Below are 21891 nucleotides of genomic sequence, written 5' to 3'. Positions count from 1 at the left end.
TGTCTAGTTCTTTTTAAGTTTATTGTTGATTCCTTCAATAATAAAGATAATCGAAAAACCAATAATCAAGAAAATGATCGCTTGAATCAAGCGAGAATCAGCTGGTTCGTAGCCCACTATTTCTGTTCCTTTACGGATAAGAAGATCATAGTTTGACGGTAAAACATTGGTTTCAACCAAATTGACTACTTTTTCATTGGGTTCACCCACATGTTTTACAAATATTGACTCAACATGTTTCCAAGGCCAAACTTTGTATAAAGATCCTATTAAAAAACCGATTAAAACTGAAAAAGTAATATGATGATAATTTTCTAATACCCAACTTAGTACCTTTGAAAAACTCAATAAACCTGTAATGGCACCCACTCCAAAAACACCAAGTGTGATAAAATCAAGATTTGAAAGTGCGTGGATAAATACAGTGGAATAAGCTCCCAAAACCAACAGAATAAAGCTCCCTGAAATTCCTGGTAAAATCATTGCACAAATAGCAATCATTCCACAGAAAAATACATAAAGTAGATTTGTAGCGTCTGGTTGTGCTGGTATTTGAGAAATCATCACAACGGCAACAGCTCCCAAAACCATCCCTATCAATGCTTTTGCATCTACTTTTTTAAGTTGCCTATACAAATAAATGATACTCGCTAGGATTAACCCAAAGAAAAACGCCCAAAGTGGAATTGCATGGTGATTGAGGAGGTATTTTATCACTTTTGAAAGACTCAAAATACTCACTCCTATTCCAGCAAAAAGACTCAATAAAAAAGTTCCGTTGATATGTTCCCAGACTGCTTTTAGCCCTTCGTTTTTTAACTTTTTTATTAGCGAGGGTTTGATACTGTTAATGGAAGAAAGCAATTTATCATAGATTCCTGTAATAAAAGCAATTGTTCCACCTGAAACACCAGGAATGACATCGGCAGCTCCCATTGCCAATCCCTTTAAAAATACTAATCCGTACTGCTTCATTTTAATGTACTCTTGTTTTTTCTACGTAAGCCTCATATCCTCCTTCTAAAAAATGAACATTGTTTAATTGATGCATTTCTTTGAGAATATAACAAAGTGATTCAGCACGTTTACCTGTTTGGCATACAAATATCGATTTTCCCTTGATCATTTCTGGATTTTGAGCAATATCATCCATAGGAATATTTTCACTATTGAGTATTGCATCATCCTCAAATTCATAAGGTTCTCTAATATCTATGATTTGAATGCTTTTTTCTTCAATTTCTTTCAGTAATTCTTTTACTTCCATCGTTACTTTAATTTTTCAAATGTTCTGGTAAATAGTCAAAGAAAGTGTCTCCTCTGAGTCCTACTCTTAGACACTCCAAAGGAATCACTTCATTTGTGGCAATATTCCCTAGGTTCACATTTGGACCTAGTAACTTTAAAAACCAAATTTGTTGTGATTTCTGTGGTGTTTCCCAAAGGATATCATTAACATTTATTTTTCTCGTAATTTCTTCTATCAAATCGGATCTTACTTCTCCACCTCCACGGTAGATTCCCACATTTCCACCCTCACGAGCTTCTGCAATTACTTTCCACGAACCTGCTTGAAGTTCTTTCTCCATCATTTCTATCCATCGATAAGGTGGAATGAGTTTCTCAGCGGATTTTGATCCTACTTCAGAAAGCACTGTAAATCCTTTGCTCTTTAAATCGCGGATATATTCACATTTCTGTTCATGTGAAATTTCTATAGATCCATCAGAAACCTCGGCAGTATCGATATTTAACCGTGTAATTAGTTCCACATATTCTTTGTACATTCCACGAATTACAAAGGCCTCAAAAAGTGTCCCTCCTAGGTAAACTTTTATATCATTTTGCTGATAAAACTTAATTTTGTCCTCAAGTCGTGGGGTAAAATACGAAGTTCCAAATCCCAATTTAATAATATCAATATGGTCTTTAGACATTTCTACTAAACTCTGAGCATCTTTAAAGGATAATCCTTTATCCATTACCATCGTAATCCCTAATTCTCGGGGTTTACTAACTCTCTCAGGAATAAAGGGTAAATCGAAATTTTTCATATAACTTAACGTCCAAGTTGTTGTTGAATAACCTGAACAAAATTTGGTGCAATAGATTGCATTTTATTCAGGCATGTGTTATCTTTTTCACAAGCAAGAAGAAATAGCTCTTTGGCATATTCTTCGTTCTGGCAATAGTAATTAAAATAGGCAGAAAAGCAATGAAACAATGCATTTTCGGAGGCAAGTTTTGCTTTTTCGGATATCATTTTGCCTCTTTCGTTCTCTCCTAAATGTAGATAACATTCCAAAAGACTCAAAACAAGGTGATCTTCTAAGCCTTCTTCTTGAATGATTTCTAGATACATGTCTTTTGCCATTTTCCACTCGTCATTTTTCTCACAAATCTTAGCAAACTGTAACCTATACGAACTATTTTCGTAATCCATTCTAAGGGCTTTTTGAAAAGCAAAAAACGACTCTGAATAGTTTTCTTTTTCTAGGAATGCTAAAGCTAATTGTTCCCAAGCGAAAGCAAGTTGTGGATCTTCTGTTACCGCTTTTTCACCATACAATATTGCGGAACTTAAACCTCCTATTTCTCTATAACACTGTGATAGTTTTGAAAAGGTAATTGCACTAGGTTCTTCTAATAAGGAAACTTTGAGAAGAAATTCTTTTGCTTCATTGTATTGATTTTGAAGGAAAAGAATATTGATTATTTCATGATAGGCAGGTATAAACATTTCATTGATAAAATAAGCGTATTCAAAAGCTGAAAATGCTTTTATGTAATCGCCTTCATTTTTTAATAAAAGTCCATTGTAATACCATATAATATAACTAAATGGTAATTCAGACGTTAAACTATTAAAAAACGAAACACCCCTACTGGAGTCTTCATAATCAATATAATAATCATACAGAAGACTCACACAAAATTCATCTTCTGGAAATGTAACACAATATTTCTCTAGATAATCAATGGCAGATTCTATTTCACCTAATCTACGATATTCATTAGAAATTTGAGAATAAAAGCTTTCGGGTAATTCAGCATTTTCTGCTGCTTTAAGTAAAAAATCGAGTGCTTCTTGGTTTTTCCCCATTTTCAACGATAAATTTGCTTTCAGCTGAAACAAATCTGATGAATTTGGTAATAAAGTTTCTATTTTATCTACCAGCTCATTCGATGCTTCTATTTCATAATTATCAAAAAGCACTTTTGCTTTTTCAAGAAGTATTTTAGGAGCATCGGGATGTATAGATAAAGCTATTTCACAGATTATTAGCGCAGATGAAAGTCTATTTTTCTCTACCAAATAATCTATCATTTCTATAAAAACTTCAGAATCGTAATAATTCACTTTTTTTGATTCCAGCATATACTCTATGCTGGCTATTTGCTCAAGACTCAGTCTTTGGTTGAACCTTTCGTCTTTATTATTTCTCATCATGGTTGAGTGTCTCGGCGAGTAACCTATTCGGTATGCAAGTTAGATTTTTTTTTGTATTTCATATACTCTTTTGCCATTTATTTATCAACATCTCATTTTGAAAAAAGACATTGATATACAATGAATTAGAATAAATAACTCAAATACTTATTAAACAAAAACATAAGTATCTGAAAAATAAACCACTAAATTGCCTTTGAAATACTCCTCTATATCTTTCATTCACTGAATGTCAAAAAAACATCAAAACAATTATTTTTTTCTTAATTGCTCTTTTATTTTACTTGTCAAAAACATTTAAGAAAATCCCTTTAAGTCTAATAAGACTACAAAATCATGAGTAATTTCATAAATTTGATTCAAATAACTTTTCATTATGCTGAATTTTTTTAGAGTAACTCTACTCATTTTATTTTCTATCCATTTTTCTCTATCTGCACAAAACAATGATTGGACGCTCACTCAAACTGGCGATAATATGACCATTTTGATCGATCTAAACAGTACCCCAACTATTGCTGGCGTTAATATTTCAACATCAGATACAATTGGAATTTTTTATCAAGACGGTTCAAATTTTCAGTGTGCGGGTAAAATTGCTTGGAACGGAAATGTAAGTCAAGCCATCTCTTTCCCTGCCTATGCTGATGACAGCAGTACACCAGCTACAGATGGATTCTCTAACAACGACTCATTAATATGGCGTGTGAAATCTAATGGTACAACTTATGAAGCAACCGTAGTATATGCCACTACGATACCTTTTACCAATGTTTTCCAAACAGATGGATTCGCAAAAATCACTACGCTAAATATTATTTCTACAGGTGCAATTGCGGGTTGTACAGATACGAATTACCTAGAATACAACCCACTTGCAACGATAGATGATGGGAGTTGTGCTACTTTAAAGGTTTTTGGGTGTACAAATTCTGCTTATTTAGACTTTAATCCTAATGCCAATGTGGATGATGGATCTTGTGATACGCTCAAAGTATTTGGTTGTACCGATACCTTATACCTCGAATATAATCAAAATGCGAATGTAGATGACGGAAGCTGTGCTACATTAAAAGTTTTTGGATGTACAGACACAAATTACCTAGAATACAACGCAAATGCCAACGTGGATAATGGAAGCTGTAATACCTTAAAAGTTTTTGGGTGTATGGATACCCTCTATTTAGAATATAACCCAAATGCCAATGTGGATAATGGAAGTTGCAATACCTTAAAAGTTTTCGGGTGTACTGATACGAATTACTTTGAATATAACGTAAATGCCAATGTGGATGATGGATCTTGTGATTCTCTAAAAGTGTATGGATGTACAGACCCACAAGCTCAAAATTATAATCCACAAGCAAACCTCGATAATGGTAGCTGTAATTATGATTGTCCAAATGGTACCATAAAAGTGACTCTAAAGCTTTTCCCTGCAAAAGGATATGATAACTCTTGGCTTTTCTCAGAAAATGGACAACTCCTCCAACAGGAAGGACCATTGCAGTTAAACAACAAAGACTCGGTAATTCATACCTATTGCTTTGAACCCAATAAGAACATTTTCTTTAGCCATAATCATCTAGACTCTTTTGCAATCATTGTTTGCGGTGCTCTCATAACACCCGCAACAAACTCCACCGCCGTTTTTACCACAAATTGTGATACAGATATTCCGGAAATTAATGCAGAACAAGTGATTGTTACATCAATTAATAATCAGTTATTAATTAGCAGTCATAAAACACTATTCACTCAATACGAACTTATTTCAATAACAGGAAAAACCTTATCAAATCAGTCTGTTTCTGGAAATACTTTCTCAATAAATACTTCTGCCACTACCCCTGGAATATATATTCTAAAGCTTAAAAACAAAAAAGGCAGTATCTATAAAAAGGTATTTATCAAATAATACTTTACAAAAGGTTAGAAGCACATTCTAACCTTTTTTGTTTTAATAAAAAATGTAAAGAAGTCGTTAATATGGGTTAAGATGATTTTAACATTAAAAACCTTTCGTATTTTTGATTTGATGAGTAAAAACAGAATACAATTTGTAACCATTCTAATGGCTTCGGCCCTAATTGTACTAATCTTTGTTCAGTATAGCTGGATTAAGGGACTTTATTCTTTGGAAAAAAAGAAATTTGACCAAAGCATGAGACGTGCTGTTTACTATCTTCAAAGTGAGCTTACATACTCTATGATTCCCATCAATGAAGATGTTATAAACACTTTAGGAATCAAACCCTCGCTAGATAATCAATTAGCAGATACCAATTTTCAATTAGACCGAATAAAGGGGAATCCGATAGAGTTAAATTTCTCTGGTGAAAGTGGACATATTCACACTCCTGATGAATATGAAAAAGAAAAAAAATTGTTTCTCACAAGAGTGGTAAACCGTGTCGAATCTTTTTATGACAACTATTATAAGTTATCCACTTTGGAATTTGAAGCAGAACTTGTTCCTGAAGAAGTAGAAAAGAAAATCTTAAAAACTCTCAAAAAAGAAGGAATCGATCCTGATTTTAGTTTTGCCATTACCGATGACGAACATCAATTTATCTATCTTTCCGATGAAAAAATTGACAAAGTCACCTATCTTACAGGATATTCCTTTACTGCAAATTACAAAGGGATCAGTCACCCTTATATGGTGCATTTATTGATTAACAAAAAAACAGCATATATCCTCAGTGAAATACAAAGTATTATGATGATTTCCTTACTCATCATCATCATCATTGGAGGTAGTTTCTATTATGCACTAAGAATTATTTTGAATCAGAAAAAACTCTCAGAGGTTAAGAATGATTTTATAAACAATATGACACACGAACTCAAAACGCCCATTGCAACTGTGTCATTAGCCCTTGAAGCGCTCACAAAATTTGGAATCAAAAACGATATTGAACGCTCAAACAAATACCTAGAAATTTGTCAAAATGAAAATAAGAGACTAGGTAGAATGGTGGAAAACGTACTGAATGCAGCTGCTTTTCAAAAAGGTGAACTCAAACTAAAGCTAGAAACTCTAGATATCCATGATTTACTTGATAGTATCATAGAAATAAGCGAGGTACAAGTAAAATCTAAAGATGGATATATCTTAAAGAACTTTAAGGCAGAAAATACAGAAATAGAAGTTGACCAAGTACACTTTACCAATATCTTAGTCAATCTACTAGACAATGCCTATAAATATTGTAAAGAGCGACCAGAAATTGAAGTAGAGAGCCTCAATGATCAAACAAACCTCTATCTTTACATAAAGGATAAAGGCATTGGAATGAAAAAAGAACATTCTAAAAGAGTTTTCGATAGATTTTACAGAGTTCCCACTGGAAATATTCATAATGTAAAAGGATATGGACTGGGATTGAGCTATGTAAAAGAAGTGATCGAAAAACACAAAGGAACTATTCAGGTGCAATCTGAATTAGATAAAGGAACCACATTTTTAATAACTATACCCTATGGAAGAGAAAATTAAAGTTTTAATTGTAGAAGATGATCCGTTTATCGGGTTGATTACCAAAGAGTGCTTTGAATCTAAAGATTTTGAAGTAGAGCTGTATGAAAACGGAGCTGAAGGTTATAAAGCCTATAAAAAATTTCAGCCAGATATTTGTATTTTTGATGTAATGATGCCTATCAAAGATGGATTCACTCTTGCTCAAGAAATTAGAAAAGAAGATAAAGACACACCTATTATCTTTTTGACAGCCAAATCCATGAAAGAAGATGTTATTCAAGGGTTTAAAGTAGGAGCTGATGACTATGAAAAAAAACCATTTAGCGTAGAAGAACTCATTGCTCGTGTGGAGGTTATTCTTAAAAGAATTAATATGAATACCACAAAGCAAGAAGAAATCTCTACTTACCAAATAGGTAAATACCAATATGATAGAGACTACAAACTTCTTAAAATAGAGAATAACGAACAAAAGTTAACAGATAAAGAAGCTGATATCCTCACCTATCTTTGTAAAAATCTAAACCAAATAGTAGATCGATCAAAATTATTGATTGAAGTATGGGAAAACGATAGCTTTTTCAACTCCAGAAGTTTAGATGTATATATTACTAAAATCAGAAAATACCTCAAAGAAGATCCAGATGTAGAACTTTTGACAATTAGAGGTAAAGGATTCAAACTTTGGATTCATTCAAAAAAAGCGTTTCAATCCTAAAACAAAACCGCATTGAAAACCCATTGTGTATCTTATAATCATTTTCCCATCCTATCTCCTATTATCAAAGATTTAGTTGAAGAAAATGATCAACTCAAGCCATTTATTAGAGATTTTGCATCTGTAGAATCTCTTTTGCATTATGCAGAGAATAGAACGTTCTCTAATGAACAGAGAGTACGTTTGTATGAAGTTCTGAAAAATCAGAATCAGCATATTAATCTATTACCTATTCAACAAAATCATATTGAGCAATTAAGAAATAGTCAAACCTTTACGATTTGCACAGGGCATCAACTTTGCTTTTTTACAGGCCCTGCCTATTTTATCTATAAAATAGCCTCGGTGATTAATCTTTGTCAGCAACTTAAATCAAAAGCTCCTGATAAAAATTTTGTTCCCATTTTTTGGATGGCGTCCGAAGATCATGATTTTGAAGAAGCCAATCATTTCTTTTTAAAAGAACAAAAACTCGTATGGGAAAGTGAAGAAACAGGTAAAATTGGTAGTTTTTCTACTGAAAATGCCTTAAAACTACATCAAATACTAAAAAACCTACTCGGCAAAAACCTCAATGAGCAAGAGCTTTTGAAATGGTTTCAGGAAGCTTATTCGCATTCAAATTTGAGCGAAGCAACAAGATTTTTGGTTCAGAAAATTTTTGGTTCTTTTGGAATCCTTTGCCTAGATAGCGATGACCTAGAACTCAAAAAAGCAATTGCTCCTTTCTTTAAAAAAGAACTAGAAGAAAAAGTCAGCTTTGATGCTTTTAATAAAATGGATTTACGCTTTCCAAAAAAATATAAAAGACAAATAAATGCTCGAGTGTGCAATTTGTTTTATTTGGGAAAATCTTCCAGAGAACGGATCATTCCAGAAAAAAATGGTTTTAGTGCAGGAGAACAATTTTGGACAACCGAAGATTTTATAAATCATATTCAAGAACATCCAGAAAAACTCAGTCCCAATGTACTGCTTCGTCCAGTTTTTCAAGAATTTGTTTTACCCAATCTGGCTTATATTGGAGGTGGTGGAGAAATCAATTATTGGCTTCAGTTAAAAGAAGTCTTTCAAGCTTTTGAGATTCCTTTTCCGATACTCATTTTAAGAAAATCTGTTTTGATGATTTCTGATCATCTTTGGGGAAAAATGGGAAAAAACTCCATAGAATGGAAAGATATTTTACTTACAGAAGAAGCTTTTATTAATCATCAAGCCAAAGAATCTTATACGGAGAATGCTGAAATTCATTCTTACCAAGAGCAACAAAAAAAAGCTCTTGACAAGCTTAGAAATACCTTCTCGCAATGGTCTCCTCAAATAGAATCGATAGAGAAAAAGATAGATAAAGAAATAGCGCGTCTTAAAAACAGAGCTTTTAAAGATTTTAAACAACAAAAGGAAGTAGATACTAGACTTTTTAATAAGCTTAACAAAGAAATTTTCCCAAACAATAAACTCCAAGAAAGGCAGCTGAATTTTTCCAATTTTTATAGAATTCATGGTCAATCTTGGGTAGATGAATTGGTCTATAATTGTGATGTTCTTCATCCAAATATTCTTTTTATTGAGCATTAAAACAAAAGTGCTAAATGAGAATGAGTGTGTAATAAATTCCCATAAGAAATCGGTATGGAAATAAAAGTATTCGCTCTCAAAAACCACCCTAAAACACCCAATAATAAAAAATAAAGTAAAGCAATTAAAGTTTGCTTTTTTAATAGTTTATCAATGGACATTTCGAGACTCATAATTTGGACAACAAATTTTCACAAAATTAATCTGATATTTCATTTATTAGAGTAATACAACACAAAAACGCCTTTTTTCTTCAACTTTTAACAAGAATTAATCTATCTAGAATTAATTAAACCTTAATCTTTCCTAAATTTGAATTAGAAAAATTAATTGTTATTATGAAAAGATATTTATTGTCTGTAGCAGCGGTAGCTCTGATGGGTTATCAAGCTCATGCGCAAAAGGTTGAATTCACAGAATTTGATCTTGACAATGGTCTGCATGTAATTTTACACAAAGACAATTCGGCACCAGTTGTCATTACTTCGGTAATGTACCATGTAGGAGCAAAAGACGAAAATCCAAAAAGAACAGGATTTGCTCACTTTTTTGAGCATCTTTTGTTTGAAGGAACAAAAAACATTGGACGTGGAGAGTGGTTTAAAATAGTCTCTCAAAACGGAGGTCAAAACAACGCCAACACTTCTGATGATAGAACTTATTACTATGAAGTTTTCCCATCAAACGCCTTGGAAACAGGACTATGGATGGAATCTGAACGTATGCTTCACCCAGTGATTGATAAAGTGGGAGTAGAAACACAAAACGAGGTTGTTAAGGAGGAAAAAAGACTTCGTGTGGATAATCAGCCTTATGGTGGATTTATGAGAGAAGTAAAGAAAAGACTTTTCAAAAAACACCCATACCGTTGGACAACCATTGGAGAAATGGAACACTTGGATGCAGCAACTCTGGATGAATTCTTGGCATTTAACAAAAAATTCTATGTTCCTAATAATGCCGTATTGGTAGTTGCAGGAGATATCGATGAAGCTAAAACAAAAGAATTAGTTAAAAAATACTTTAAAGACATCCCAAAAGGAGCAGATATTGAAAGAACTAACATCAAAGAAGATCCTATTACAGAGCAAATTAATGGAGAATATCAAGATCCAAACATTCAGCTTCCTGCAATTGTTTCGGCTTGGAGAACTCCATCAATGAAAACAAGAGATGCTTATGTTTTAGACATGATTTCTACTTATTTAAGTGATGGAAAATCTTCTATTTTGTACAAAAAATTAGTGGATGAGAAAAAAACTGCTTTACAAGTAGGTGCATTCCCAGTAAGCATGGAGCACTATGGTATGTATATGTTATTTGCGATTCCGATGGGTGATAATCCTGCAAGTGAAGTATTGGCAGATGCGCAAGCTGAAATCAAAAAAGTACAAACCGATTTAATCTCTAAAGAAGATTTCCAAAAGTTGTTAAACAAAATGGAAATGGACTTCGTAAGCAGCAACTCTGATGTAACAGGAGTAGCAAACTCATTGGCGAGAGATTATATGCTTTATGGAGATGTAAATTTGATTAATAAAAGACTGGAAATTTACCGTTCTATTACTAGAGAAGAAATTCGTAAAGTAGCAAAAAAATACTTGAACGAAAATCAAAGACTTGTATTAAACTATGTACCAAAAAAGTAAGACAATGAAAAGAAATATATTAGCACTAGCTGCATTCTCAATGATCTCTCTTGGTGCATTGGCACAGGTAGATCGATCTAAACAACCTGCAACAGGTCCTGCTCCTGAAGTAAAATTAGAAGCACCAAAACAGTTTACGTTACCTAATGGAATGAGAGTAATGGTTGTAGAAAACCACAAACTTCCTAGAGCTTCTGCCCTACTTACTCTTGATAATTATCCACAAGCTGAAAGTCCAAAAACTGGAGTATCTGATTTAGCTGGAGAATTATTTGGAAACGGAACTACAAAAATGGATAAAGACGCTTTTAATGAAAGAATTGACTTTCTTGGAGCAAGAGCCAGTTTTTGGTCAACAGGAGCTAGAGTATCCTCACTTTCTAAGTATTTTCCTGAAATGCTAAACCTTATGGCCGATGCCGTATTGAAGCCTGTATTTCTTGAAGAAGAATTCAAAAAAACTAAAGATCAAATGATCGAAGGTTTGAAGTCTAATGAAAAATCTGCTTCTGCCATTGCTGGAAATGTTGTAGATGCACTTACTTATGGAAGACGTCATCCTTTTGGAGAATTTAGTACAATTTCATCTGTAGAGAAAGTAACTTTCCAAGATGCAAAGAATCATCTAAAAGTACACTTTAAGCCAAATCATGCTTACTTAGTGATCATCGGAGACGTAAAGTATGCCAAGGTGAAAGCTCAAATAACCAAACTGTTTGGAAAATGGGCAAAAAAAGTGGAAGGGCGTACTTTTATGCCAAAAGTGAAAAATGCAGTAAAAACAGAAATCAACTTTGTTGATGTACCAAATGCTGTACAATCTGAGATTGCACTTACCAACACTTTTGAACTAAAAAAGAGTCACCCAGATTATTTCCCATTAATCATTGCTAACCAAATTTATGGTGGAGACTTTAGTTCTTACCTAAATATGAATATCCGTGAAGCACATGGATGGACGTATGGAGCAAGATCATCTTTTTCGGCAAGTAGATATATTGGAACATTCCAAGCTTCTACTCAAGTACGTAACTCTGTAACTGACTCTACCATCATGGAAGCCATGAAAGAAATGGACAGAATTCTTACAGAAGATGTAAGCCAAGAAGACATAGACCGTGTAAAAGCAAAATACTCAGGTAATTTTGTAATGAGCGTTCAAAAACCAAATACCATTGCTCGTTATGCTATGGATATTGAAAGATTAGGACTTGGAAAAGATTTTTATAAGAATTTCTTGAAAAACCTAAATGCTGTAACTGTTGCTGATATCAAAAGAGTAGCAAAAAAGTACTTTTTGAAAGACAATATGAGAATTATTGTTGTAGGAAAAGGATCTGAAGTAGCTGAAGGATTGGAAAAATTGGGTTATCCAATAAAATATTACAATAAAAAAGCTAAAAGAATTAAAAAACCAGTTTTCAAAAAGAGTATTCCAGAAGGAATGACGGCTCAAATTGTGATTGATAATTTACACAAAGCAATGGGTGGAAAAGATAAACTAAAAAATACAAAATCTGTATTTACAGTTTATACAGCTAAAATGCAAGGAATGCTTATGACAGCAAGATCTAAAGCTATGGCTCCTAACCTCTCATTAAGCACTATGGATGTAAACGGACAACCTATGCAATCACAAAAGTTTGATGGTAAAAAAGCTAAAACCATCCTTCAAGGAAAAGTTCAGGAGAATACTGAGGAAGAATTAAAAAAAATGCAAGAATCTACTCAACCATTTAACGAACTAGACCTTAAAGGGAAACTAGAAAGTATAGAAACTGTTAATGAAAAAGAGTGTTATGTTCTTGTGGATGAAGATAAAAAATATTTTATAGACACAGAGACTTATCTAATCCTAAAACAATCTACGAAAATAGAAGGACCTAATGGTGAAACAACAACTCAATCTGTTATTTTTGGAGATTACAAAGAAGTAAAAGGAATTCAATTTCCAAATAAAATGAGCATCACCTTTGGTCCAAGATCACTTGATTTTACAGCTCAAAAGATAGAAGTTGATTCAAAAAGTGTAAAGAAAAAAGATTTCAAAATCTAAATTTCAAAAAACACGTCAAACTTCAAAAGCCAATATAGAAAACTATATTGGCTTTTTTTGGTTTAAACTTTCGTCCATTTTTCTTAGGTTTCGTATATTGTAGAAATTTTAAATGTATCAATGAACTTAGAACACAATAAGAACGAAGATAACTTAAAGTTACTTGTAGCCGAGCATAGAAAAAAATTGTCTATTATTCACAAAGGTGGTGGACAAAAAAAGATTGATAAACAACACGCAAAAGGCAAAATGACTGCTAGAGAAAGAATCAACTATTTGGTAGATGACACCTCTGATCTAGTAGAAATAGGAGCTTTTGCAGGTTTTGATATGTATAAAGAACATGGCGGATGCCCTGCAGGTGGTGTAGTGGTTGTGATAGCCAAAGTACAAGGAAAAAGATGCGTAGTGGTAGCCAATGATGCTACTGTGAAGGCAGGAGCTTGGTTTCCTATTACAGGTAAGAAAAATTTAAGAGCACAAGAAATCTCTATTGAAAATAATCTTCCCATCATTTATCTTGTAGATAGTGCCGGAGTTTATTTACCTATGCAAGATGAGATTTTTCCTGATAAAGACCATTTTGGTAGAATTTTTAGAAATAATGCCATTATGAGCTCAAAAGGAATAACACAAATTGCCGCCGTAATGGGTTCTTGTGTAGCAGGAGGGGCTTATCTTCCTATCATGAGTGATGAATCTATCATTGTAGATAAAACAGGTAGTATATTTTTGGCAGGGTCCTACCTTGTAAAAGCTGCCATAGGAGAAAGTATAGATAACGAAACTCTAGGAGGAGCAACAACACACTGTGAAGTCTCAGGAGTTACAGATTATAAAGCCAAAGATGATCAAGATGCTCTTGATAAAATCAAGAATATTTTTGAGAAAATTGGGAAAAATGAAACCGCTGGTTTTAATAGAATAGAAGCCAAAGAACCCCGATTAGAAAAAGACGAAATCTATAAATACGTACCTATCGCAAGAAATAAACCTTACGAAGTAAGAGATATTATTGAAAGTATTGCCGACGCAGGAAGTATAGAAGAATATAAAGAGGAATATGGGAAAACTATTGTATGTAGTTATGCCCGTATAGACGGATGGGCTGTAGGAATTGTAGCGAATCAAAGAGAAGTCGTAAAATCTCGCAAAACAGGAATGCAATTTGGAGGAGTGATTTACTCAGACTCTGCAGATAAAGCAGCAAGATTTATCATGAATTGTAACCAAAAGAAAATTCCATTAGTTTTCTTGCAAGATGTTACAGGTTTTATGGTTGGGTCTCATAGTGAGCATGGAGGTATCATTAAGGATGGAGCCAAAATGGTAAATGCCATGGCAAACAGTACCGTTCCTAAATTTACCGTTGTTATAGGGAACTCTTATGGAGCTGGAAACTATGCAATGTGTGGAAAAGCTTATGATCCAAGATTTATGCTGGCTTGGCCAAATGCGAAACTAGCTGTAATGGGAGGAGCTCAAGCTGCCAAGGTTCTTTTACAAATAGAGAAGGCATCTCTTAAGGCCAAAGGGGAAGAAATTAGTCCTGAGAAAGAGCAAGAGATCTTGACAAAAATCACCCAAAAATACGACAAACAAACCGAGGCAACTTATGCTGCTGCACGCCTTTGGTATGATGCCATTATTGATCCAGCAGATACCCGCCAATGGATTTCAACAGGAATAGATATGGCAAACCACAAAAAAGTAGAGAAGTATAACGTAGGAGTAATTCAAACCTGATGAAAGGAGCAAAAAAAATATGGATCTCAGCCTTGCTTTTACCAAGCTTGATCGCAATGGGACAAAACAAAGAGGCTTACTCTCAAAGTGTAAATCTTCAACAAGAAAGTATTGAGCCTTATTCTGTTAAAAACAGAAAGGGAGATGATCCTTACCACTATCGAGAAAGAGCTGAGCATGAAATTAAATATGGTCGCCCTATCCTTGATAAAAACTTCGATAATGCCCGAGAATTTCATAAGTTTTTCCAAGAACTTAGTGACGAATTCTTAGGAAATTATCAACGATTAATTGAGGCTGATCTCGAAGAAAAAAGAAGAGATAAAATGCTCGCAATAAGAAGAGCTACCTTGGCTGATTTGGAATATGCTACATACCGTGCAAAAACCATTTCAACTAAAGATGAAAAATTAGATTTTCTTAGACAAAATTACTTTGATGTTTTCCAGCATTTATTTGAAGACTATAAACACAAAATGCCAAAATATTTGGATTCCTACTATTCAAAAAGGCATTATGATTATAAGAAAAACGAAAATAAAGATAAAACTGGTTTAAATCACAGAATATATATTCGAGAATTTAACCAATTTTTCGGTCATATTCACCCATTAGTCAGTGATTTATATGAGCTAAAAAATAAATCAGAAGCTTTACTAAGGAAAGAGAAAAAACCAGATTTAGAACAAGAATATATTCTTAAAGAATACTTCAAAATGGCAGAATATAGAAATAATCTCTATATCCTATCGAGAACAACTTGGCAAGAATCTGAAGCATTTTTTAATAAACTCAGAGAGGTTTTACATACCAAATATCGAGAAGATTGGACTTATGGTCAATGGAAAACTTGGCTAGAGGAAACAAAACAGACAGAGAAGCTCCAAATATTGATGAACAACACCGTAGCTGTGAGTATCGATAACATGAAAGAGCTTAAGAAAATTCCAAAATATCAATCGGATGTTTCTCTTAAAAACAATGTAAACAAATACTTAAAGTTTGCTCAAACTTCTGGGAAAAGTACTTTTAAAAAGATCATCTCCACTATTGACAAGGCTAAAACTATAGGTAAGCCTCAAACGGAGACGATAAATCTTGCAATTGACACTTATAAAGAACGTGAATCTGAGTATTTTATGAGAATTAAAGAATCCTTTATGGAACTCAAAAATAAATATACGGATCAAGCAGTTACCGATGCTCAAGAAAAAGAGCAAGAGATTCTTAAAGAAAGAGAACAAAAGGCTAAAGCCAAAGAGAGAGAAGACGAAAGAAAAAGAAAAAGCTATTGGAAAAATAGAAATAGATAATATTTTCTTTTTCAATAATTCATTTACTGTTTTTATTAATCAAACAGATTTTTTTCACCCACAAATAATTATTCTATTTGTGGGTGTTTTTTTACAATACAAAACTACCAAATTATGGATTCATTAACACAAATCGTATTAGGTGCAGCTGTAGGAGAAGCTACACTAGGAAAAAAAGTAGGGAATAAAGCCATTTTTTGGGGCGCTGTAGGTGGAACCATTCCAGATCTCGATGTGCTTTCTAAGCATTTTACAGATTCTCTTTCAGCCATAGAAATTCATAGAGGATTTTCTCACTCTATTGTGTTTTGTATCTTAATGGCTCCATTATTAGGCTTCCTTGTTCAAAAAATTCACCATAAAGAACCAGCTACTTGGAAAAACTGGAGTTTATTGTTCTTTTGGGCACTTTTTACTCATCCAATCCTAGATTCTTTCACCACTTGGGGTACACAATTGTTTTGGCCAGCGGAAATGCGTTTAGCTTTTAAAAATATTTTTGTGTTAGACCCCAGTTATACTATTCCCTTTTTACTTTGTGTAACTATTGCTATGTTTTACAAAAGAACCAACCCCAAAAGAGCTCAATGGAATCAATTAGGAATATATATTAGTAGTTTCTATATGCTTTTGAGTTTGGGAGCTAAAGCCTATACTTACCAAGTTTTTAAAGACAAAATTGACAATCAACAAGTCACATATTCAGAAATTCAAACAAGACCTAGCCCTATGAATATCATTCTTTGGAATGCCAATATCAAAACAGAAAATGGTTTTTATATGACGGATTATTCACTACTTGACAAAGAAAACGAGCTCAAACTGGTGTTTCATGCTTCCAATAAGCAGCTTGAAAAAGAAATTGCGGATCAGCAACTTGTTTCACGAATTATAAAAATTACTGAAGGCTGGTATATTGTGGAAAAAAACAACCCTCACTCCTATCTCTTTCATGATTTACGTTTTGGCGTACTCAGTAGTGATTTATCAAGTAACAAATACGCATTTAGTTATGAAATTTATCGTGAAAGCGGTATTTGGAAAGGACGTGAAGTGGAAAAAAATCGTCAGGATTTAGATATGAAAAACTTGCTAGGTAAACTATGGCATAGGATTTTAGGAAAAGTATCTTAAAACAAAAAGTGCTTCAATATTTTAAAACATTGAAGCACTAACTTTATGAATACTACCACAAAACTTACAGTTCGTTTTTAGCAGCACGTTTTTTCTTATATCTTTTACGTTTTTTCTCCTTTTTCGAGTCCGCCTTATCTTCTTTTTCGGCTTCTTTCTTATTCTTAGCTTCTTCTTTCGCCTTTTTCTTTTTCTCTTTTTCTTTGCGTTTTTTCTTTTTCTTTTCTTCCTCAGGATCTTTTTTACGCTTTACATCTCTACTCATCCAACGAGTTCTAGAATGCGCTGCTTTTCTTCGTTTTTCCACAATCTGAACATTGACTCCGAAAGCAAAATTTGTCCCTTTGGTTTCTCTAGGATTCGAAAAAGCCAGAACATTATCCGTCATTAAATATAAATTCACGGATTTCACATTGAAGTTCACCCCAGCACTTATTCCAGCGTCATTATTGAAGTAATTTACGCCACCAATAACATCTAGGAAAGAAAACACACTTGACTGGTAGATTAAACTTGCACTTGGAAAAGTTCTGTTTTCTTGTATTTTAGTACTCAATTGAAGATTTACAAAGTTCTTTCTGTTAATTCTGTATTTCGCACCTACTGTTACTCTAGGGGCAAAAGTAGAACTAAAAGAAGCCTCATTGGTATCTAGTTGGGTAGATTCTCTATTTTCTTCTCTCCATTGATCAATAATTTCGTCTAAATCATCATCGGTATTAAGCTGAATTTTAAATCCATCATACTTAAAGTTTTCAGGAAAATTGATACTATGCGTCTTTGCATTGTCTCCCCAAGAAATAAAACCGAGTTCTGTCATCACAGCAGACAGGTAAATTTTCTTATTGAGCATATAATCTACTCCAAGATCCAAACCAAGTCCTAGATTTCTAAAATTGATTGGCGAAAGTCCTATTGGTATGTCTGCATCTAAATCTAATCCTGCCATGCTAAATGCCATTCTTCCATTTGCGTCAATAGATCCAAATTTATTTTCACTATTGGTTTTAAATGTCATAGAGTTTTCGGAAACCCCTACAAAAGCCAAACCACTCAAAATATGCAATCGAGCACCTACTCTCCAACTTTTATTTAAGTCTCGGGAATACCCTACATGCAAATCAGAATAAGCCATAACTTCTGGCTTAAACGCTGAAAAATCAAGTGTTCGATCAATATTTTTCTCATGAACATTTCCGTAAATAAGTAGATCAAATAGTCCATCAGAGAAATTAAAATCTACTTTAGTCGATAGATCTAATCCAAAACTCCAATAACCGCCATCATAAGCCCTTAATCCACCATAGAGTACTTCTGTACTAAATTCTGTGTTAACAAAGGTCTGATCATCTATTTTATCATTAATGTGCTCAAGATCAATAATGGTTTTAATTTCACTTACTCTTCTAATAACGTCGCTAAAGGTCAACGTATTTGAATAAGCGTTTAGCTCAACACTACCCAAAACTGGGACACCAAAGAAATAGCTATTTCTAAGTCCATGCGCTGGATTTTGTTTTGCCGATCCTGGCAAGAAATCCACATTGTATTGAATCAAAGGTTTGTGATGTTGCGCAAAGGAAATTTGTACAACTGCCAATAATAAAACAAGTGCTAATATATTCTTCTTCATTTCTTTTATTCCTTTCTTTTTCTATTCTATGGTCACTCCTGCTACTACTTCTGCTCCTGCTACTATATGCACATAATGATCTTTACTAATAGCCACAGATTCATTTGCTCCTAAATTTTTAGGCGTAAACAGATGAACTGTTGGTATTAATTTACCCCCATTTATTAAGGCTTTTCTTTGAGCCTTGTTTAAAGTAATTTCCGTTTTATAAATTGTAGTGCTTTGCACTTCTCCTATATCGTTAACTTTTGCAGACTTGATTACTGCAGGAATATCAATAGTTTCTAAGTTTAAGTTATTGATAGAATCATGAATAATAATACTTGCTCCAATATTTAAAGGATACATATTTTCTATTTCCAAATGCACGATTACATCTTTTAAATCCAAAGTTTCATCCTCTTCGAGGTCATTTAAATCACTTAAATCGCTTTTTTCATAAGAAACTGTGTCTTGGTAAAACAAAGAATCTGCACGTAAATCAAGTGGAAGAAATGCCTCCATATCAATATAAGCTTTTGAACCTACTTCCAAGAAAGATTTCGTTTGCCCTGGTTCAAGAACCGCTGTTGCTTCTCCCCAAGTTTCAAATTTTCTGGGTAAAAATGATATAATCTCAGGAATATTAGAATTTGTTCCATCGTATTTTCCAATACTCACTTTATCTTCTGCTGTATTTACTGCGGCACTCATCAAAACGGGAGTGTTAAAAGTCATGTTTTTTTCAACATTTGCTTTATTATAGGCTTTTCCATTTAGATCAACAGAAGCTGCCACACCCATTTCATTTCTCATACGGAAATGAATATATGCAGACTTTAGACTAAAATCACCTGAAATTTTATTTAGGTATTCCTCCTCCCAATCATTAGTCATTTTGTCTAATGTTACTTTTTTACTCTTAAAGTCTCCTTCAAAATATGCAAATTCAGCATCATTTACTTTTACATTCACTTGATAATTTTCTAGTCTATTAAGCGGTGCGTGAGCTGTATTATAAAATCTTGGTTCAAATTTTAAAAGAATAGTATTATATGGTTGTCCACTATATTGATCAAGTCTTAATGTCATCTTAGTTAAATCAAATTCTTGATTATAGGTATTAAAACCACCACTGATAGAGATGATCTCTTCTACTGGATTATTCATAGAATCAACAGCTCCAACAATAGAAATTTTCAACTGATGTGCTTTAGAAACAAACTCATCAATTCTAATATTTAATTTCCCTTTTTTCCATTTCACTAGGCTCAATTCTTCATTAAAGTTCGAACCATTATCTGTAATTGTATAAGGGTATTCATAAGAAAAAACAGGATCGGTATATTTAGCAACCGAAGTACTGATTCTTAAATTCTCTTGTGGCTTTAGTTTTAGCACAATAGATTTAGAAAGATCTATAAGTTGAGCTTGATTTATACCATTTACCGTTAATGATGTTATTTTAAAAGAAAAATCACTAAACACTTGCTTGCCTGCCATATCGATTAACTGAGCAGCTGTTTCTCCTGCATTTATCGATGTAAAATTATAGGTTCCTAAATTCGTTGACTGGCTTCTTACCTCTATAGCAAGATTTGAAATATCGAAATCAGTATTATTGGTAAGTTTGATTTCAAAATCTCCAGATTCGTACGTTACAGTTGATATGGAGTTTGCCGTTCCCCAATTAATAGAGTTCAAATTGGTAGAAAAGGTAGAAAAAGTAGCGTTTGTCCCGTTTAGAGCAATAAAATTTTGAATCTTAGCTGAGGCTACTTCCGTAGATTTTTGCATTAAACCAAGCATAGATCCTATGTAACTCACAGAGAAATCTTGAATCCTTGCTGTAGAGTAATCAATTTTTACAGATTCTTGAACTTGTTGCTTAGTAGAAGTAAATATATCTTCTGAGTTAAAATGTGCAACAGAATCTATAATCGTTCTAAAATAAATATTTCCATCCTTATCCACAAGTAAATTTGAGGTATCGATATTATTCGGATATATTTTGGTATCAATAATAGTTGCTCCCCATTTTGAAACCTGTTCATTAGCCTTCAAATCATTGAGATCATCTTCCAAATCTTTAAGACAAGATGAGAACACAACAGATACAACCAAAACCGAGAATAACCTTAGAGTATTTCTCAAAAGCATATTTAATAATTTTTAAAATCAACCAAAGATAAGTAAAATAGTCTTACGAAAAAGTTTACTTTTGATAGCAAAATGATTATACAACCGCTGATGAATCAAGAATTTTTTTCAAAAAAGGATCGCTTTTTTTTACTCGCAGGACCTTGTGCTATTGAAAACGAAAAAACCAGTTTATATATTGCTGAAAAGCTTGTTGAAATAACAACCGATCTTAAGATCCCTTTTGTTTTTAAAGGATCCTATAGAAAAGCTAATCGCTCACGTTTAGATTCGTTTACAGGAATTGGAGATGAAAAAGCTTTAAAAATACTCGAAAAAGTTCACCAAACTTTTAATGTACCCACCGTTACGGATATTCACACTGCAGAGGAGGCCGAAATGGCTGCCGAGTTTGTTGATATCCTTCAGATTCCTGCTTTTTTGTGTCGTCAGACGGATTTATTAGTTGCCGCAGCCAAAACAAATAAATGGGTTAATATCAAGAAAGGTCAATTTTTAGCTCCAGAAAGCATGCAATTTGCAAGGCAGAAAGTAATTGAAAGTGGAAATAATCAAATACTCCTAACAGAAAGAGGATCGATGTTTGGATATCAAGATTTAGTAGTTGACTATCGAGGAATTCCTACAATGAAATCTACTGGAAGTCCTGTGGTTTTAGATATCACTCATTCGCTTCAACAACCCAATCAAACTTCGGGAGTTACAGGAGGTAAACCTGAATTGATAGAAACAATAGCAAAAGCTGGAATAGCCGTAGGAGCTGATGGGATATTTCTTGAAACACACCCAGACCCTAAAAATGCTTTATCTGATGGTGCCAATATGTTGCACCTTGATCACGTAGAAAACTTGTTAAAAAAACTTGTATTATTAAAAGAAACTGTCGGTCAGTTTTAGAATTGAAACTATTCTATACTTGGGCAATACATTTTTTTTTACTAAATTAGAGTCGTAAATAAGATAAAGAAATATAATCTTAATTTACGACTC

At 33.4% G+C, this 21891-nt stretch carries 16 protein-coding genes; 10 read left to right on the top strand and 6 right to left on the bottom strand.

Going from position 1 to position 21891, the window contains the following annotated elements:
* Nucleotides 1–3: 3 nt before the first annotated feature.
* The 4 genes from N4A45_01875 to N4A45_01860 are packed head-to-tail and all read right to left on the bottom strand — an operon-like array spanning nucleotide 4 to nucleotide 3451.
* Complete coding sequence (locus N4A45_01875; GenBank protein ID MCT4663965.1) at nucleotides 4–975, bottom strand: DUF368 domain-containing protein; 972 nt, start codon at nucleotides 973–975, stop codon at nucleotides 4–6.
* A 1-nt stretch (nucleotide 976) separates the two neighbouring features.
* Nucleotides 977–1267 (bottom strand): rhodanese-like domain-containing protein, encoded by a 291-nt coding sequence (locus N4A45_01870; protein MCT4663964.1) that lies wholly within the window; start codon nucleotides 1265–1267, stop codon nucleotides 977–979.
* Nucleotides 1268–1274: 7 nt separating this feature from the next.
* Entirely contained in the window at nucleotides 1275–2054 is a 780-nt protein-coding gene (locus N4A45_01865) for a phosphosulfolactate synthase (protein MCT4663963.1), read from the bottom strand.
* Between the two features lie 5 nt (nucleotides 2055–2059).
* Nucleotides 2060–3451 (bottom strand): hypothetical protein, encoded by a 1392-nt coding sequence (locus N4A45_01860; GenBank protein ID MCT4663962.1) that lies wholly within the window; start codon nucleotides 3449–3451, stop codon nucleotides 2060–2062.
* Between the two features lie 376 nt (nucleotides 3452–3827).
* Here N4A45_01860 and N4A45_01855 point away from each other — a divergent pair, with 376 nt between their 5' ends.
* The 9 genes from N4A45_01855 to N4A45_01815 all read left to right on the top strand — a co-directional run bounded on the left by N4A45_01855 (nucleotide 3828) and on the right by N4A45_01815 (nucleotide 17129).
* Nucleotides 3828–5369 carry a T9SS type A sorting domain-containing protein gene (locus N4A45_01855; protein MCT4663961.1) on the top strand — a complete coding sequence of 514 codons (1542 nt, stop codon included), beginning with the start codon at nucleotides 3828–3830 and terminating at the stop codon, nucleotides 5367–5369.
* Between the two features lie 81 nt (nucleotides 5370–5450).
* Nucleotides 5451–6953, top strand: a complete 1503-nt coding sequence (locus tag N4A45_01850; protein ID MCT4663960.1) for a HAMP domain-containing histidine kinase — start codon at nucleotides 5451–5453, stop codon at nucleotides 6951–6953.
* Complete coding sequence (locus N4A45_01845) at nucleotides 6937–7653, top strand: response regulator transcription factor (protein MCT4663959.1); 717 nt, start codon at nucleotides 6937–6939, stop codon at nucleotides 7651–7653. Before N4A45_01850 ends, N4A45_01845 begins: the two co-directional genes overlap by 17 nt.
* 12 nt (nucleotides 7654–7665) lie before the next feature.
* Nucleotides 7666–9231, top strand: a complete 1566-nt coding sequence (gene bshC, locus N4A45_01840) for a bacillithiol biosynthesis cysteine-adding enzyme BshC (protein MCT4663958.1) — start codon at nucleotides 7666–7668, stop codon at nucleotides 9229–9231.
* A gap of 338 nt (nucleotides 9232–9569) precedes the next feature.
* Nucleotides 9570–10880, top strand: coding sequence for an insulinase family protein (locus N4A45_01835; GenBank protein MCT4663957.1), 1311 nt, complete (start codon nucleotides 9570–9572; stop codon nucleotides 10878–10880).
* Between the two features lie 4 nt (nucleotides 10881–10884).
* Nucleotides 10885–12936: an insulinase family protein gene (locus N4A45_01830; GenBank protein ID MCT4663956.1), complete on the top strand. Its 2052-nt coding sequence runs from the start codon at nucleotides 10885–10887 to the stop codon at nucleotides 12934–12936.
* Nucleotides 12937–13056: 120 nt separating this feature from the next.
* The gene (locus N4A45_01825; GenBank protein MCT4663955.1) at nucleotides 13057–14682 is read left to right on the top strand and encodes an acyl-CoA carboxylase subunit beta; all 1626 of its coding nucleotides are present in this window, start codon (nucleotides 13057–13059) and stop codon (nucleotides 14680–14682) included.
* On the top strand, nucleotides 14682–15995 hold the full coding sequence (locus N4A45_01820) for a hypothetical protein (GenBank protein ID MCT4663954.1): 1314 nt from the start codon (nucleotides 14682–14684) through the stop codon (nucleotides 15993–15995). The genes N4A45_01825 and N4A45_01820 overlap by 1 nt, the downstream gene beginning before the upstream one ends.
* A gap of 114 nt (nucleotides 15996–16109) precedes the next feature.
* A complete protein-coding gene (locus N4A45_01815) occupies nucleotides 16110–17129 on the top strand; it encodes a metal-dependent hydrolase (protein ID MCT4663953.1) in 1020 nt (339 codons plus the stop codon).
* A 64-nt stretch (nucleotides 17130–17193) separates the two neighbouring features.
* Here N4A45_01815 and N4A45_01810 read toward each other — a convergent pair whose 3' ends face one another.
* Nucleotides 17194–18762 (bottom strand): DUF5723 family protein, encoded by a 1569-nt coding sequence (locus N4A45_01810; protein MCT4663952.1) that lies wholly within the window; start codon nucleotides 18760–18762, stop codon nucleotides 17194–17196.
* A gap of 21 nt (nucleotides 18763–18783) precedes the next feature.
* Nucleotides 18784–20901, bottom strand: a complete 2118-nt coding sequence (locus tag N4A45_01805) for a hypothetical protein (protein ID MCT4663951.1) — start codon at nucleotides 20899–20901, stop codon at nucleotides 18784–18786.
* A gap of 90 nt (nucleotides 20902–20991) precedes the next feature.
* On the opposite strand from N4A45_01805, the gene kdsA reads away from it, so the two are divergent.
* Nucleotides 20992–21798: a 3-deoxy-8-phosphooctulonate synthase gene (gene kdsA, locus N4A45_01800; protein MCT4663950.1), complete on the top strand. Its 807-nt coding sequence runs from the start codon at nucleotides 20992–20994 to the stop codon at nucleotides 21796–21798.
* Nucleotides 21799–21891 lie beyond the last annotated feature (93 nt).

The sequence above is a fragment of the Flavobacteriales bacterium genome, from assembly GCA_025210805.1.
GTDB lineage: Bacteria > Bacteroidota > Bacteroidia > Flavobacteriales > CAJXXR01 > JAOAQX01.
Note: the sequence above shows the minus strand (reverse complement) of the source record. Positions and strands in the feature narration are given on the sequence as shown.

What these genes read in the sequence shown, in the direction of transcription:
- N4A45_01815 (MCT4663953.1), top strand. Translation starts at nt 16,110, where the DNA reads ATGGATTCATTAACACAAATCGTATTAGGTGCAGCTGTAGGAGAAGCT.
- kdsA (MCT4663950.1), top strand. Translation starts at nt 20,992, where the DNA reads ATGAATCAAGAATTTTTTTCAAAAAAGGATCGCTTTTTTTTACTCGCA.
- N4A45_01830 (MCT4663956.1), top strand. Translation starts at nt 10,885, where the DNA reads ATGAAAAGAAATATATTAGCACTAGCTGCATTCTCAATGATCTCTCTT.
- N4A45_01810 (MCT4663952.1), bottom strand. Translation starts at nt 18,762, where the DNA reads ATGAAGAAGAATATATTAGCACTTGTTTTATTATTGGCAGTTGTACAA.
- N4A45_01825 (MCT4663955.1), top strand. Translation starts at nt 13,057, where the DNA reads ATGAACTTAGAACACAATAAGAACGAAGATAACTTAAAGTTACTTGTA.
- N4A45_01865 (MCT4663963.1), bottom strand. Translation starts at nt 2,054, where the DNA reads ATGAAAAATTTCGATTTACCCTTTATTCCTGAGAGAGTTAGTAAACCC.
- N4A45_01855 (MCT4663961.1), top strand. Translation starts at nt 3,828, where the DNA reads ATGCTGAATTTTTTTAGAGTAACTCTACTCATTTTATTTTCTATCCAT.
- N4A45_01845 (MCT4663959.1), top strand. Translation starts at nt 6,937, where the DNA reads ATGGAAGAGAAAATTAAAGTTTTAATTGTAGAAGATGATCCGTTTATC.
- N4A45_01850 (MCT4663960.1), top strand. Translation starts at nt 5,451, where the DNA reads ATGATTTTAACATTAAAAACCTTTCGTATTTTTGATTTGATGAGTAAA.
- N4A45_01835 (MCT4663957.1), top strand. Translation starts at nt 9,570, where the DNA reads ATGAAAAGATATTTATTGTCTGTAGCAGCGGTAGCTCTGATGGGTTAT.
- N4A45_01820 (MCT4663954.1), top strand. Translation starts at nt 14,682, where the DNA reads ATGAAAGGAGCAAAAAAAATATGGATCTCAGCCTTGCTTTTACCAAGC.
- N4A45_01870 (MCT4663964.1), bottom strand. Translation starts at nt 1,267, where the DNA reads ATGGAAGTAAAAGAATTACTGAAAGAAATTGAAGAAAAAAGCATTCAA.
- N4A45_01875 (MCT4663965.1), bottom strand. Translation starts at nt 975, where the DNA reads ATGAAGCAGTACGGATTAGTATTTTTAAAGGGATTGGCAATGGGAGCT.
- N4A45_01860 (MCT4663962.1), bottom strand. Translation starts at nt 3,451, where the DNA reads ATGATGAGAAATAATAAAGACGAAAGGTTCAACCAAAGACTGAGTCTT.
- N4A45_01805 (MCT4663951.1), bottom strand. Translation starts at nt 20,901, where the DNA reads ATGCTTTTGAGAAATACTCTAAGGTTATTCTCGGTTTTGGTTGTATCT.